Source organism: Amycolatopsis sp. NPDC001319, assembly GCF_042896185.1.
Classification (GTDB): domain Bacteria; phylum Actinomycetota; class Actinomycetes; order Mycobacteriales; family Pseudonocardiaceae; genus Amycolatopsis.
Window position 1 is genome coordinate 281,223 of sequence record NZ_JBIAWY010000010.1, and the last position, 13,470, is coordinate 294,692.

The 13,470-nt window shown below is 73.5% G+C and carries 15 protein-coding genes; 3 read left to right on the forward strand and 12 right to left on the reverse strand.

Annotation, left to right across the window (positions count from 1 at the left end):
* The first annotated feature begins 66 nt into the window (after positions 1-66).
* Complete coding sequence (locus ACFY1H_RS34620; RefSeq protein ID WP_366578140.1) at positions 67-1,068, forward strand: proline racemase family protein; 1,002 nt, start codon at positions 67-69, stop codon at positions 1,066-1,068.
* Positions 1,065-1,874 (forward strand): pyrroline-5-carboxylate reductase, encoded by an 810-nt coding sequence (gene proC / locus ACFY1H_RS34625; RefSeq protein ID WP_366578141.1) that lies wholly within the window; start codon positions 1,065-1,067, stop codon positions 1,872-1,874. Before ACFY1H_RS34620 ends, proC begins: the two co-directional genes overlap by 4 nt.
* Before the next feature lie 20 nt (positions 1,875-1,894).
* Here the strand turns inward: proC and ACFY1H_RS34630 are convergent, their stop codons facing one another.
* The 12 genes from ACFY1H_RS34630 to ACFY1H_RS34685 form a co-directional block, all read right to left on the reverse strand.
* Complete coding sequence (locus ACFY1H_RS34630) at positions 1,895-2,794, reverse strand: MurR/RpiR family transcriptional regulator (protein ID WP_366578143.1); 900 nt, start codon at positions 2,792-2,794, stop codon at positions 1,895-1,897.
* A gap of 94 nt (positions 2,795-2,888) precedes the next feature.
* A complete protein-coding gene (locus ACFY1H_RS34635) occupies positions 2,889-3,116 on the reverse strand; it encodes a three-helix bundle dimerization domain-containing protein (RefSeq protein ID WP_366578144.1) in 228 nt (75 codons plus the stop codon).
* A gap of 97 nt (positions 3,117-3,213) precedes the next feature.
* Positions 3,214-4,605, reverse strand: coding sequence for an aspartate ammonia-lyase (locus tag ACFY1H_RS34640; protein WP_366578146.1), 1,392 nt, complete (start codon positions 4,603-4,605; stop codon positions 3,214-3,216).
* Positions 4,602-5,924 (reverse strand): dihydroorotase, encoded by a 1,323-nt coding sequence (locus tag ACFY1H_RS34645; protein ID WP_366578148.1) that lies wholly within the window; start codon positions 5,922-5,924, stop codon positions 4,602-4,604. Before ACFY1H_RS34645 ends, ACFY1H_RS34640 begins: the two co-directional genes overlap by 4 nt.
* The gene (locus ACFY1H_RS34650) at positions 5,921-6,781 is read right to left on the reverse strand and encodes a dihydroorotate oxidase electron transfer subunit (protein WP_366578150.1); all 861 of its coding nucleotides are present in this window, start codon (positions 6,779-6,781) and stop codon (positions 5,921-5,923) included. The genes ACFY1H_RS34645 and ACFY1H_RS34650 overlap by 4 nt, the downstream gene beginning before the upstream one ends.
* Positions 6,778-8,091, reverse strand: a complete 1,314-nt coding sequence (locus ACFY1H_RS34655; RefSeq protein WP_386953523.1) for a Zn-dependent hydrolase — start codon at positions 8,089-8,091, stop codon at positions 6,778-6,780. Before ACFY1H_RS34655 ends, ACFY1H_RS34650 begins: the two co-directional genes overlap by 4 nt.
* A complete protein-coding gene (locus ACFY1H_RS34660; protein WP_366578154.1) occupies positions 8,088-8,561 on the reverse strand; it encodes a hypothetical protein in 474 nt (157 codons plus the stop codon). Before ACFY1H_RS34660 ends, ACFY1H_RS34655 begins: the two co-directional genes overlap by 4 nt.
* On the reverse strand, positions 8,558-9,034 hold the full coding sequence (locus ACFY1H_RS34665; protein WP_366578156.1) for a hypothetical protein: 477 nt from the start codon (positions 9,032-9,034) through the stop codon (positions 8,558-8,560). The genes ACFY1H_RS34660 and ACFY1H_RS34665 overlap by 4 nt, the downstream gene beginning before the upstream one ends.
* On the reverse strand, positions 9,031-9,828 hold the full coding sequence (locus tag ACFY1H_RS34670; RefSeq protein ID WP_366578158.1) for an IclR family transcriptional regulator: 798 nt from the start codon (positions 9,826-9,828) through the stop codon (positions 9,031-9,033). Before ACFY1H_RS34670 ends, ACFY1H_RS34665 begins: the two co-directional genes overlap by 4 nt.
* Before the next feature lie 22 nt (positions 9,829-9,850).
* Positions 9,851-11,116, reverse strand: coding sequence for an MFS transporter (locus tag ACFY1H_RS34675; RefSeq protein WP_366578160.1), 1,266 nt, complete (start codon positions 11,114-11,116; stop codon positions 9,851-9,853).
* A gap of 59 nt (positions 11,117-11,175) precedes the next feature.
* Entirely contained in the window at positions 11,176-12,150 is a 975-nt protein-coding gene (locus ACFY1H_RS34680; protein WP_366578162.1) for a dihydroorotate dehydrogenase, read from the reverse strand.
* A 298-nt stretch (positions 12,151-12,448) separates the two neighbouring features.
* Positions 12,449-12,784 carry a cupin domain-containing protein gene (locus ACFY1H_RS34685; protein ID WP_366578164.1) on the reverse strand — a complete coding sequence of 112 codons (336 nt, stop codon included), beginning with the start codon at positions 12,782-12,784 and terminating at the stop codon, positions 12,449-12,451.
* Positions 12,785-12,888: 104 nt separating this feature from the next.
* Between ACFY1H_RS34685 and ACFY1H_RS34690 the strand changes: the two genes are divergently transcribed.
* Complete coding sequence (locus ACFY1H_RS34690) at positions 12,889-13,458, forward strand: TIGR03086 family metal-binding protein (protein WP_366578166.1); 570 nt, start codon at positions 12,889-12,891, stop codon at positions 13,456-13,458.
* Positions 13,459-13,470: the final 12 nt, after the last annotated feature.

Genomic DNA, 13,470 nt, shown 5'->3' on the forward strand with positions numbered 1-13,470 from the left:
AAACTACCATGTACTGTCACCTGTCATGAAAACTACAACAAGGCTGGACGGTCCACAGTGGACGCGGTGACCGTCACCGACTACCACACGGCGGGGGAGCCCTTCCGCATCGTCACCGGTGGGGCGCCGGAGATCCCCGGCACGACGGTGCTCGAACGGCGCGAGGCCGCACGGTCCACGCCGGCCATCGACGCGGTGCGCGAGCTGCTCGTGCGCGAGCCGCGCGGGCACTCGGCGATGTACGGCTGTTTCCTGGTGCCGCCGCAGACCGAGGGGTCGTTGTTCGGCGTGCTGTTCTGGCACCGCGAGGGCTACTCCACCGCCTGCGGGCACGGCACGATCGCGCTCGGCGCGTGGGCGGTGCGCACCGGCCGGGTCGAAGCGGCGGCCGACGGCGTGACCGAGGTGCCGATGGACGTCCCGTCGGGTCGCGTCATCGCCGCCGTGACGTGCGAGGGCGGCGAGGTGCGGAAGGTGGCCTTCCGCAACGTCGGCACGACCGTGCTCGGCCGCGGCGTCGAGGTCAGCACGAAAAGCGGCCCGGTCGCGGTCGATCTCGCCTACAGCGGCGCGATCTACGCGTGCGTGCCGGCTTCCGCGTTCGGCCTCGCCGTGGTCCCCGAGCACCACGCCGAGCTCGTGGCGGCCGGCCGCGAGGTCAAGGCCGCGCTCAGCGGCACCGAGTGGGCACGGCACTCCGCGGACAGCCGGCTCGGCGGCGTCTACGGCGTGATCCTCTACGACGACCTCGGCGACACCGCGACCGGGCCGCACCAGCGCAACGTGACCGTGTTCGCCGACGGGCAGGTCGACCGTTCCCCTTGTGGCTCCGGCACTTCCGCGCGGCTGGCGCTGCTCGCGGCCGAAGGCCGGCTGCGCGAGGGCGACGTGCTCACCCACGGCTCCATCATCGGCACGACCTTCACCGGCCGGATCCTGTCGACCGGCGGCGACGGCACCGACGGCAGCGTCGCCACGGAGATCGAAGGCACCGCACACCTGGCCGGCGAGAGCGTGTTCACGCTCGACCCGGCCGACGAACTGGGAACGGGGTTCACCCTGCGATGACGAAACTGGCCATCATCGGCGGCGGCAACATGGGCGAGGCGCTGCTCGCCGGACTGCTCGCCGGCACCGAACCGAGGTTCACGGCGGCCGAGGTCGTCGTGGTCGAGCTCGCCGGCGAGCGCGCGGCGTACCTGCGCGAGCGCTACGGCGTGGCCACCACGGCCGAAGCCGGACCCGCGATCCGGGCGGCGGAAACCGTGCTGCTCACGGTGAAGCCGTACCACGTGGACGACCTGTTCGCCGCGGTCGCGGACGACGTGAACGACGACCAGCTGTTCGTCTCGGCCGTCGGCGGCGTGCGCACGTCGCGGCTCGAAGCGCTGCTGCCGGGCAAGTCGCCGGTGGTGCGCTGCATGCCCAACACCCCGGTGTCCGTCGGCCGCGGGGTCGTGGCGATCAGCGCGGGCACGCACGCGGGCGAGGCCGAGCTCGACTACGCGCAGTCGCTGTTCGAGCCGGTGGGCAAGGTCGTGCGCGTCGAGGAGTCGCGCATGGACGCCATCACGGCACTGTCGGGCAGCGGACCGGCGTACTACTTCTTCCTCACCGAGGCGCTGATCGAAGCCGGGATCCTGCTCGGCCTGCCGCGCCCGCTGGCCGAGGAGCTGGTGAAGGCCAACGCCGCCGGCGCGGCCGAGATGCTGCAGGTCCCGGACGCCGACGCGGTGCGCATGCGCGCGGCCGTGACCAGCCCGGGCGGGGCGACGATCGCCGCGATCCGGCAGTTCGAGGAACGCGGGGTGCGCGCGGCGGTGATGGCGGCGATCGAGGCGGCGCGCGACCGGGCCGCTGAGATGGGGCGCTGAGATGGGGCGCTGAGCCCGGGTCACTCCCGGCCGGGCCGCCGCGCCCGCATGTCGCGGGGCACGAGGGCGGTGCGCAAGGCGGTCAGCAGGTCGGTGTGGTCCGAAACCGCGGCCGGGTCCTTGCGCGCCAGCCCGGCCACCAGGCAGTCGACGACCAGCGTCGCCCCGAGTCCCTCGTGCGTCAGGCCGCTGACCGAGTGCACGGCCGTGAGCACGACGTCGACCTGGTCGCCGAGCACGGGCCGCAGGGAGTTGGTCACGAGCAGCACGCGCGCGCCGATCGCACGCGCGTGGTCGACGAGGGTCTTGACGTCGTGCAGGAGCCGGTCGGGTACGCACAGCACCACGACGTCGTTCCCCTTGAGGCGCAACAGGTCGTCGGCGAGCCGGAAGCCCGTGGCCGACGTGCTCCAGGCGCGCCGGCCGAGCCGGTGCAGGCGGGTCACGAGGTACTGCATCGGCAGCTCGGACGGGCCGAGGCCGTAGCCGAGCACCTCGGCCGCGGAGTCCAGCAGGTCGACGGCCGCGGTGAACTCGGGGTCTGCCAGCAGCCGGCGTGTCTCCGTGAGCCGCTCGACCGACTCGGTCAGCACCTGGTCGAGCAGGGCGCCGGTGTCGTCGCCGGTCCGCTCGATGCGCTCGCGCAGCCGCGTGGCCGGGTTGGTGTCGCCGACGACGTAGCGGCCCACCACGCGCTTGAGCTCCGGCAGGCCGGAGTAGCCCAGCGCCTTCACCGCGCGGACGACCGTCGCGTCGCTGGTGCCGCTGAGCACGCCGAGGTCGCCGGCCGTGGACAGCAGGATCGCTTCCTGGTGGCTGCGCAGGTACTCCGCCACGCGCTGCTCGGCAGGCGACAGCCCGGCGAGCCGCTCCTCGACACGAGCGCTGAGCGAGTCGGTCCGGTCGTCGTGGGCGGTCACGACCCGACAGCCTACCGAGCAGCGGTCGCGGCCCGCCGCGCCGGACGGTCAGTGCACAGTGGACGGTGCGGCCGCTGAATTTTCAGCGCCCGCCTCAGGCGGGCTGCCGGCCGGCCAGCACGGCCCGGACGGCGCGCTCGACCAGGATCGGCACGAACGCCTGGACCGGCGCGCCGGTGAAGCGGGCCCGCTCGCGCTCCACGAGGTCGTGCACGGACTCGGCGCCGACGGTCGCGAAGTCGCGGCTGAGGCGGTCTTCCAGGTGCCCGAAGTGGGCGTCGGGCTGCTCCGGGGCCAGGGCTCCGAGGGTCTGCGTGCTCATGAAGCCTCCTGGCGTCACCCGATGGAGGTTTCATTGCAGTACACCTAGGTAAACGTGGGGTAAACGAAGCCGGTCGTCACGGTGTCGGCCGACGGTGTCAGCTCGACTTGGCCGCAGGCAGGCCCAGCAGCGTGTCGAGCTGCTCGGAGGTGAGCAGGCCGGCGTCGACCACGAGCTCGTGGATCGAACGGCCGGTGGCCGAAGCCTGCTTCGCCAGCGCGCTCGCCGCTTCGTAGCCGATCACCGGGTTCAGCGCCGTGACGAGGCCGATCGACTCGCGGACCTGGCGGCGCAGCTGCTCGGTGTTGGCCGTGATGCCCGTGACGCAGCGGCGCGCCAGCGTCTGCGCGCCGGTGCGCAGGTGGCGCAGCGACTTCAGCAAGGAGTGGGCGATGATCGGCTCGAACGCGTTGAGCTGCAGCTGCCCGGCCTCGGCGGCGAGCGTGACGGTGGTGTCGTTGCCGATCACCTCGAACGCGATCTGGTTGACCACCTCGGGGATCACCGGGTTGACCTTGCCCGGCATGATGCTCGACCCGGCCTGGACCTTCGGCAGCCGCAGCTCGTTGAGCCCGGCCTGCGGACCGGAGGACAGCAGCCGAAGATCGTTGCAGGTCTTGGAAAGTTTCACCGCCACGCGCTTGAGCACGCCGGACAGCTGCACGAACACCCCGACGTCGGCCGTCGCCTCCACGAGGTCGGTGGCGGTGACGAGCGGCGTGCCGGTGAGCCGGGCGAGGTGCTCGCACGCCAGGCGCGCGTAGTCCGGGTGCGCGTTGAGGCCCGTGCCGATCGCGGTGCCGCCGAGGTTGATCTCGGTCAGCAGCGTGAGTGCCTCGGCCAGCCGCTGCTCGTCCTCGCCGAGCGTCACGGCGAACGCGGTGAACTCGCGGCCCAGCGTCATCGGCACGGCGTCCTGCAGCTGAGTGCGCCCGATCTTCACGACGTCGGCGAACTCGCGGCCCTTGGCGGCGAGCGCGCCGCGCAGCTCGGCCATGGCGTCGAGCAGCTCGGTCGCGGCCGCGTGCACCGCGAGCTTCACGGCGGTGGGGTAGACGTCGTTGGTGGACTGGCCCAGGTTCACGTCGTCGATCGGGTGCAGCCGGGCGTAGTCGCCGCGGGGGTGGCCGAGGAGCTCCAGCGCCCGGTTCGTCACGACCTCGTTCACGTTCATGTTCGACGACGTGCCCGCCCCGCCCTGGATCACGTCCACGGTGAACTGCTCGTGCAGCCGGCCGGCCTCGATCTCCTCGCACGCGGCGACGATCGCGGTGGTCTTGTCGCCGGACAGCAGGCCGACGTCGTGGTTGGCCAGCGCGGCCGCGTGCTTCACGCGGGCCAGCGCGACCACGAGCTCGGGGTGGGTCGAGAGCGGCAGGCCGCTGATGGGGAAGTTGGCCATGGCGCGGCGGGTGTGCACGCCGTAGTACGCGTCGGCGGGCACGGCCAGCTCGCCGAGCAGGTCCGCTTCGGTGCGGGTGGACGTCATCGGTCACTCCTGGTGAACAACCCGCCGTGGTCGGCGGTCACGGCGCCGGCGACGACCGTCGCCACGGGCCGGTGGGTGAAGGACAGGCCCGCGAACGGGGTGTTGTGCGAACGGCCGACGGTGTCGGCGGGGTCGACCGTCCAGCCGGCCCGCGGGTCGACGAGGGTGAACGTGGCCGGCTCGCCGACGGCGATCGGCCGGCCCGCGGACGCGGCGATGCCGCCGATGCGCGCCGGGGCGTGGGACATGCGGTCGGCTACCAGCGCCCAGTCGACGCCGCGGCTGGTGTGCAGGACCTCGGACACCACGGCCAGCGCCGTCTCCAGCCCGGTCATCCCGAACGGCGCCCCGCACCAGTCGGCGGCCTTCGCCTCGGCGAGGTGCGGCGCGTGGTCGGTGGCGACGGCGTCGATCGTGCCGTCGAGCAGCGCGGCGCGCAGCGCGCGGACGTCGCTCGGGGAGCGCAGCGGCGGGTTGACCTTGAACTTCGTGTCGGCGCTCGCGGCTTCGCCGTCGGTGAGCAGCAGGTGGTGCGGCGTGACCTCGGCGCTCACGGCCCAGCCCTGCTCCTTGGCCCACCGCACGAGCGCGACCGAGCGCGCCGTGGACACGTGGCACACGTGCAGCGGCGCCCCGGCGTCGGCGGCGAGCACGATGTCGCGCGCCACCACGGTTTCCTCGCCCGTGGCCGGCCACGGCGGCAGCCCGGTGCGCTCGGCCGCGCGGCCCGCGTTGATCTGGCCGGCGCCGGCCAGCGGGCCGGACTGGGCGTGCTGGGCGAGCACGGTGCCGGTCCGCTTGGTCAGCTCGAGGGCGTCACGCACGAGCACCGGGTCGTCGACGCAGCGGCCGTCGTCGGAGAACAGGCGCGCGCCGGCCGCGGCCATGGCTTCCAGCGGCGCGAGGCGTTGTCCCGCAAGGCCTTCGGTGATGGCGCCGACGGCGTGCACGCGGCACGACGCGGTGCGCTCGGCCAGGTCGAGGATGTGGCGGATCCGCTCGGCGGAGTCGGTGACCGGGCTGCAGTTGGCCATGGCGAACACGTCGGAGTAGCCGCCGGCCGCCGCCGCGGCGGTACCGGTGGCGATGGTCTCGGCGTCCTCGCCGCCCGGCTCGCGCAGGTGCGTGTGCAGGTCGACGAACGCGGGCAGCAGCACGAGACCGTCGGCGTCGAACCGGTTCGGCTCGTCGGCGCTGCCGCGGGGCCGCAGCTCGGTGATGCGGCCGTCGCGCACCACGAGGTCGATCGGGGTGCCGCCGAACGGGGCCACGCCGGTGAGCACCGCGTGGCCGAGCGGGGCCTGCGTCAGCGGGCTCATGGCGTCTCCTCCAGGCGGAAAACGGGGCCGTCCTTGCAGATCAACGGCGACTCCTCGGGCCCGCCGCGGGTGCCGGTGGCGCAGCCGTGGCAGTAGCCGAGGCCACACGCCATGTGGGCTTCCAGCGACACCTGCACCTCGGCGCCCCAGCGATCGGCCAGCTCGCGGCACAGCCACGCCAGCCGGTCCGAGCCGCACGTGAAGATCTGCCGCGGCGGTGCACTGTCCAAAGTGGAGGTCAGCTCCGCGCGCAGGCGCGCGATCTCGCTGGTGCCCTCGGCATCGGTCACGGTGAGTACGCGCTCGGCGCCGCACTCGCGGTAGAAGTCCGCGCCGATCACGGCTTGCCGCGTCCGTCCACTCGCGACGGCGACCAGCTCCGTGCCGCTGCCGGCGAGGTCCTGGGCGACGGTGGTGAGCGAGCAGGTGCCGATGCCGCGCCCGACCAGCAGCACGCGCGGGGTGCCGGTGGGCACGTGGAACCCGCGGCCCAGCGGGCCGACCACGAGCATCGTCTCGCCCGCGGCGAATGTGGTGAGCTTGCGCGTGCCGTCACCGACCACGCCGTAGACGACCTCGATCGTGCCCGCCTCCGCGTCGCGGCGGTAGATCGCCATCGGCCGGGGCAGCACGGGGCCGCGTTCGCCGTGGCGGGCGGCGGTGAGCATCACGAACTGCCCGGCCGTCGCGGCCCGCGCGATGGTCGGCGCGTGCAGGCGCAGGTACTGGTAGCGGTCGGCTTCCGGGCGGTGCTCCAGCACTTCCGCGTGGTGCCACGTCGGGGTCGGGAGCACGGCGCCGGTGGGCGGCAGGGGCGTCACGTGGTCGCGGACGGCCCGCGTTTCGGTCGTGGTCATGACTGCTCCGATCCCGCGACCGGGAACGCGGTGTCGAGCCGGACGAGGCTGTGGGCGAGCACATCGGTGCCGACGACGAGGTCGGCGAGGTCGGTCCACTCGTCGGGGCTGTGGCTCACCCCGGCGCGGCTGGGCACGAAGAGCATGCCGGTCGGCGTGACGTGGTTGACCATCTGCGCGTCGTGGCTGGCGCCGCTGGGCAGTACGCGGTGCGCGTAGCCCAGCTCGGCGCACGTGGCCGCGACGACGTCGGTCACCCGGCGGGGCAGCAGCACGGGGGACGCGTCGGCGAGGGTGTGGGCGGCGAACCCGATTCCCCGGCGCGCAGCGAGGGCGTGGGCGCGCTCGACGATCTCCGCGGCGGTCTGGCGCTGGCGGTCGCTGTCGACGTCGCGCACGTCGACGTGCAGCTGCGCTTGACCCGCGATCGTCGTGATGGAGCCGGGCGCGGAGTCGAGCCGCCCGACGGTCGCGCGGGTGCCGTGGTGGCGGCTGTCGGTGGCGATGGCTTCGATCAGCAGCACGATCTCGGCCGCGGCGGCGAGCGCGTCGGCGCGCTGGTGCATCGGCGTGCCGCCGGTGTGCGACGCGCGGCCGGTGAGGTCGAGCCGCAGCCGGGTGCTGCCGGAGATGAGGTCGACGACGCCGAGCGGCAGGCCCGTCGACTCGAGCACGCTGCCCTGTTCGATGTGCAGCTCCAGGAACGCGGCCCAGTCCTCGGGGCGCCAGCGCGCACCGGCCGCACCCGCGGGATCGAGGCCCACCGAGCGCATCGCGTCGGCCAGGCTCACGCCGCCGGCGTCGAACTTGGTCTCCAGGTCCGCGGCGCCGGTGAGCCCGGCGACGACCCGGCTGCCGGTGCACGCCTGGCCGAACCGCGCGCCCTCCTCCGCGGCGAACACGACGAACCGCACCGGGTGGGCCAGGCGCACGTCGTGCTCGGTGTAGAGCCGCGCGGTCTCCATGGCGGCGACCACGCCGGCGATGCCGTCGAACGCGCCGGCGTTGGGCACGCTGTCGAGGTGCGAGCCGGTGCCGAGCGCGGGCGCGCCGGCCACGGTGCCGGGGAGCTCGGCGATCGTGTTGCCCGCGGCGTCGGTGTGCACGGCGAGGCCGAGCCCGCTGACGTGCTCGGCGAACAGCGCGTGCGCGCGGCGTTCGAGCGGGGTGTGCGCGAGGCGGGTCACGCCCGGGCCGGAGTCCGGTTCGGACAGTGCGGCGAACGTGTCGAGCCAGTGCGCGATCCGCTCCGGGTCGGCGCGCAGCCGAGCGTCCACAGTGGACCCTGCTGGTGCGGTGGACGCGGTCATCGTGGGCCGCCTGGCAGCTCCGCGAGCAGCGCCGCCGTCGGCGGGCCCGTCACCTCGGCGAGCGCGGGAGTGGCCACCACCGCCACCACTGCGGCGACTTCGGCACGCGCGGTCGCCGCGAGGTTCAGCAGCGTCCGCAGCCGCGCGGGTTCCCACGCGGTGCCGACCAGCGCGATCCGCGTGCCGGCCGCGACCGGCGGGTGGAAGCCGACCACGCCTTCGAGCTCGGACGCGCGCGTCACCGTGGCGCCCAGCTGCCGGGCGACGACGTGGGCGAGCACGGCGTCGTCGGCGCCGTGCCACACCGCGATCTGGTCGAGGGTCTGCGTGGTCAGCAACTCCGCCAGCGCGGCCCCGACCACTTCGGTGGCGGCGGGATCGGTGGGCGTGTCGAGCGAAGGGCCGTAGGTGTCGGGGCTGACGCCGAGCTTGCGCACCGCGGCGCCGGCGTCCTGGACGGGAGTGGTCATGACGGGTTCTCCGAAGGGGTTCGAGTGCCCGCGAGGGCGGGGGTGCCGTCGGCCGCGAGCACGCTGAGCAGGACGACGGGCTCGGCGCCGGCCGCGCGGACGCGGTCGGCCAGCGCGGCGGCGGTCGTGTGGGTGGGGGTGTCGGCCGGGTTGTCGGCGATCGGCGTGACCACGGCGACGCGGTCGCCCCGGTGCACCTCGCCGGCGTCCACCGTGAACGGCAGGCCGGTGTGCAACGCGAGCGCCGTGGTGACCGCGACGGCGTCGGCCGTGCCCGTCGTGACCAGCCGATCGGTGGCCGTGGGCAGTTCCTCGGCGAGCAGCGCCGCGGCCCGGCGCAGGATCGACGGCCGCGTGGTGAACGCGGCGCCGATCGCGGCGAGATCCGCGCGCAGCTCGGTCCGCCGCCGCGCGGCGTCGAGGAACACGGTGGTGGTGTCGGTGGCCGTGGCCAGGTCGTGATCGAGGCTCATCGGGCGCTCCTCGCCGGTCCGCCGACGGCCGTGGTGGGTTCGGCACCGGCGAAACCGAGCTCCGCGGAAAGCTCGCGCGCGGCGGTGAGGACGGCGTCCGTCGCCACCGTGCGCGCACTGCCCTCGCGCATGCGGTTGCCCGCCGCGGCCAGCGTCACGCTCGCGGCCACCGCGCCCGTGGAGGTGAAGATCGGGGCGGCCACGGCCCACACGCCGCGGTCGAGCTCGTCGTCGCAGATGTCGTAACCACGGGCCCGCACGAGGGCGAGGTGCTCGACGAGCTCGTCCACTGTGGTCGGCGTGTCCGGGGTGAACGCGTCGAGCGACTGGGTTTCGAGCACCCGCCGGGCCGCGGGCTCCGGCAGGTAGGCCAGCAGCGAACGGCTGGACGCGGCGGCGTGCAGCGGCATCTCCTGCCCGATGCGCACGAACAGGCGCAGCGGGTGCCGGCCCTCCACCAGCGCGACGCACACCGCGCGGGCGCCGATGAGCTCGGTGAGGAACACCGTCTCGCCACTGGCTTCCGCGGCGTCGACCACGGCCTGGTGCGGGTTGGCCAGCAAGGCCGTCCGGTGCGGCGCCGGCTCGCCGAGCTGCCGCGCGGCCGGGCCGAGGAAGTAGCGCTTGTTGGTGGGGGAGCGGGTCACGAAGTTCTCCTCCATCAGCGTGGTGAGCACGCGGTGCGCGCTGCCCACGGGGATGTCGAGCTCCTCGTGCAGCTCCTGGAGCGTGGCGCCCTTGCCCTTCGTCGCGAGGGCCCGCAGCACGGACAAGGCGCGGATGACGACCTGCATGGTTCTCCTTGCTCGGGGCGGCTCAGGCCAGCTGCTCGGCGCGCCGGTCGGGGATGAAGATCATTGCGACCATGTCGAGCAGGTAGATCACGGACAGCACGCCGATGGCGAAACCGAAGCCGTAGCTGGCGGCCACGAGCGCGACGACGATCGGTGCGAACCCGCCGACCGCGCGGCCGAGGTTGAACAGCACGTTCTGCGCCGTGGACCGGATGGCCGTGGGGTAGAGCTCGGCCATCAGCGCGCCGTAGCCGCCGATCATGCCGTTGGCGAAGGCGCCCATGACCGCGCCGCCCACCATCAGCGCCCACGGCGAAGAGAGCTGGCTGTAGCCCAGTACCGAGACGGCGGCCCCGGCCTGGAAGAGCCAGAAGGCCTTGCGGCGGCCCAGTTTGTCGGCGATCTCGCCGAACGCCAGAATTCCGACGCCCATGCCCACCACCGTGACGGCGGTCCACACCCCGGATTTGGTGAGGCTGTAGCCGAACTGCGTGGACAGGTAGGTGGGCAGCCAGATCATGATGCCGAAGTAGCCGAAGTTCTGCACCGACGTGAGCACGAGGACGCCGATCGTCGCGCGGGTGGTGGGCCCGTCGGCCACCAGCAGCTTGAGCGGCACCTTCGGCTTGCCCTGCCGGCTCTCGCGGTGGCGGGTGAACTGCTCGGGCTCGTGCAGCCGCGAGCGGAACACGATGGCGACGATCGCGGGAAACGCGCCGAGCAGGAACAGCCCGCGCCAGCCCCACGCGTTGAGCACAGGAGCGGAGACGAGCGCCGCGAGCAGCACCCCGGCCTGCCAGCCGAGGCCGACGAGCGACGTCGCCCGTGCGCGCTTCTTCGCCGGCCACGCTTCGGCCGCCAGCGTCATGCCGATGCCGAACTCGCCGCCGATGCCGACGCCGGCGAGGAACCGGAAGACCGCGATCTCCCAGTAGCTCGTGGAAATCGCCGTGAGCCCGGTGAACACGGCGAAGAAGATCACCGAGTAGGTCAGCACCTTCACGCGGCCGATGCGGTCGGACAGGACCCCGAACGCGATCCCGCCGACCACCGCGCCGATCAGCGTGATGGTGGCCAGCGAGCCGGCCTCGGCGCCGCCGAGCCCGAGGTCGCCGGAGATGGCGGAGAGGGCGAACCCGAGGATCAGCAGGTCGAAGCCGTCCATCGCGTAGCCGAGCGACGACGCGAACACGGCCTTGCGGGCGTAGCGCGTGGTCGCCTTCGTGGCGGGGGTGTCTTCGGACGTGACGGGTGGCGCGGCGCTGCCGGCGAGCGTTTCGTCGGACATGGTGGGGAGCACTCCTCACGGCGTTGGGGGAAAGACGGGTCGGGGAAGGACGGGAAGGGTCAGGTGCGCAGGGTTCCGATGAGCTCGTGGACGGCGCCCGCCCCGAGCTCGGCACAGTGGCCCGCGAGGTCGCGCACGATCTCCGCCATCGCGTAGGGGCGGGTGAACGTCGCGGTGCCGACCTGCACGGCGGTGGCGCCGGCGATGAGGAACTCGACGACGTCACGCGCGCTGCTGATGCCGCCGCAGCCGATGACGGGGATGTCGACGGCCGAGGCCGCCTGCCACACCAGCCGCAGCGCGAGCGGTTTCACGGCCGGGCCGGACAGGCCGCCGACGCCGTTGCCCAGCACGGCGCGCCGCGAGCGCACGTCGACGGCCAGGGCGGGGAAGGTGTTGCTCACGGTCACGGCGGTCGCGCCCGCCCGCTCGGCGGCGCGGGCGATCTCGCCGATGTCGGTGACACCGGGCGTGAGCTTCACCAGCACCGGCAGTTCCGTCCGAGCCGCCACGCCGGCGACGACGGCCTCGACCGCCGCGGGGTCGGCGCCGATGGCGAGCCCGCCGTGTTCGAGGTTGGGGCAGGACACGTTGACCTCGAAGGCCGCGCACTCCGCACCGGCCAGCTCGTCGGCGACCTGCCAGTACTCGTCCACGGTCAGCCCGCCGACGCTGGCGATCACCGGGACGCCGAACTCGCGGTAGCGCGGCAGCACGTCGTGGACGAACCGGCTCGTGCCCGGGCTGGGGATGCCGACGCTGTTGAGCATGCCGAGCGCACTTTCGGTCAGCCGGTGCGACGGGTTGCCGGAGCGGCGCTGCGCGAACACGGTCTTCGTCACGACCGCGCCGAGCTCGCGCACCGGCAGCAGGGGACCGAGCTCAGGGCCGAAGCAGCCGGACGCGGGCATCACCGGGTTGGCGAGCGTGAGCGGGCCCAGGGGCACCGCCAGATCGACGGCCGACCCGGGCGCGGCGGCGAACAGCCGGTCGCGGTCGTCGCGGCCGGTTGTCCGGTCCAGCACCTCCGTCATGCGGAATCACACCCTCCATCGAACGGAAACGAGAGATGTGAGGATGAGTCCGGGCCGACGTGGTGTCAAGGCAGCGGCGGCCCCGGCCGTTGCCGGTGGTCAGGGCCGGTTTTCACGACGTGGCGGCCCGGGCGCGGAGTGTTTCCGCGTGACGGAAACTCGTCCTCCGGGACGCCGGAAGGTTCCGCAGGTCAGGGCGTGATTCGGCCAGTTGCCGACTGCGCTGTGACGCGCGCCGACAAATGTGCGAACGCGAACGCGCGGGCGGGTCGGGGGCATCGTCGTGAGTGGACGGCGTCTACTCGAGCCACTCCGTGACGAACCGGTCGTTCTCGTGGATGTGCACAGCCTCGTAGCGCTCGGGCCCGAGGACCACGAACTTGTGCGCGACCCCGGCGGCGACCGCGAGGACGTCGCCCGCCCGGCCTTCCCGTTCGGTGTCGCCGATCGTGAACAGAGCGCGGCCGCGCTGGATCACGAACGTCTCGCGATAGGGGTGGCGGTGCAGCCGCGGGCCGGACCCGGCGACGTCGGTGCTCTCGCGGATGATGGACACGCTCGCACCGACCTCGTGTCCCTCGACGTTGCGCGTCAGCGCGCCGGTCTGGTCTTCGGTACTGGTCGAATCGGTCATTCCTGCCACGGTAGCCGCGAGCCGGCGAAGCCGGGACCGGATTCGGTCTGTTTCGCCGTCCGCCGGTGGTCGTAGGGCGACGACATCGGTGAAGGGAGCGAGCTGTGGATCTTCTGGAGCAGTACTTCGTGGCGCAGGACGGCTTCGGCGCCGTGGTGGCCGAGGTGCCGGCGCGGCGGTGGGACGCGCCGTCGCCGTGCGCGGCGTGGACGGTGCGGGACATCGTGGGCCACGTGCTGTGGGGCCGCCACCGGCTGGCGGCCTGGGTGACCGGCGCCGACTACCCCGAGACCGCGGGGGAGCCCGGCGCGCCGAACCCCGGGGTGCTGTGCGCCGGGGACCCGGCGGGGGAGTGGCGCGTGGCCTTCGAGGCCACCGCCCCGGCGCTGACCCGCGACGGGCTCGCGCGGGTCACGTCGGTCGACGACGCCGGGGGCGCGCCGCTCACGACGCTGCTGCCGGCGTTCATCTCCGACGCGCTCGTCCACACCTGGGACATCGCCCAGGCCGTCGGTCTGACCGTCACGCTGGATCCGGCCGTGGTGAAGGCGACGGACGAGTGGGTCCGCTCGATTCCGTTGCGGCGGCCCGAGTTCTTCGGGCCCGAGCTCGCACCGCCGGCGGACGCCGACGAGACCACGCGGCTGCTGGCGTTCCTGGGCCGCGCGGCCTGAGCGCCGGGGGAG

Bases quoted from the DNA above. Each gene is read 5' to 3' on its own strand.
- proC (WP_366578141.1), top strand. From the start codon at position 1,065: ATGACGAAACTGGCCATCATCGGCGGCGGCAACATGGGCGAGGCGCTG.
- ACFY1H_RS34635 (WP_366578144.1), bottom strand. From the start codon at position 3,116: ATGAGCACGCAGACCCTCGGAGCCCTGGCCCCGGAGCAGCCCGACGCC.
- ACFY1H_RS34640 (WP_366578146.1), bottom strand. From the start codon at position 4,605: ATGACGTCCACCCGCACCGAAGCGGACCTGCTCGGCGAGCTGGCCGTG.
- ACFY1H_RS34645 (WP_366578148.1), bottom strand. From the start codon at position 5,924: ATGAGCCCGCTGACGCAGGCCCCGCTCGGCCACGCGGTGCTCACCGGC.
- ACFY1H_RS34650 (WP_366578150.1), bottom strand. From the start codon at position 6,781: ATGACCACGACCGAAACGCGGGCCGTCCGCGACCACGTGACGCCCCTG.
- ACFY1H_RS34655 (WP_386953523.1), bottom strand. From the start codon at position 8,091: ATGACCGCGTCCACCGCACCAGCAGGGTCCACTGTGGACGCTCGGCTG.
- ACFY1H_RS34660 (WP_366578154.1), bottom strand. From the start codon at position 8,561: ATGACCACTCCCGTCCAGGACGCCGGCGCCGCGGTGCGCAAGCTCGGC.
- ACFY1H_RS34665 (WP_366578156.1), bottom strand. From the start codon at position 9,034: ATGAGCCTCGATCACGACCTGGCCACGGCCACCGACACCACCACCGTG.
- ACFY1H_RS34670 (WP_366578158.1), bottom strand. From the start codon at position 9,828: ATGCAGGTCGTCATCCGCGCCTTGTCCGTGCTGCGGGCCCTCGCGACG.
- ACFY1H_RS34675 (WP_366578160.1), bottom strand. From the start codon at position 11,116: ATGTCCGACGAAACGCTCGCCGGCAGCGCCGCGCCACCCGTCACGTCC.
- ACFY1H_RS34680 (WP_366578162.1), bottom strand. From the start codon at position 12,150: ATGACGGAGGTGCTGGACCGGACAACCGGCCGCGACGACCGCGACCGG.
- ACFY1H_RS34685 (WP_366578164.1), bottom strand. From the start codon at position 12,784: ATGACCGATTCGACCAGTACCGAAGACCAGACCGGCGCGCTGACGCGC.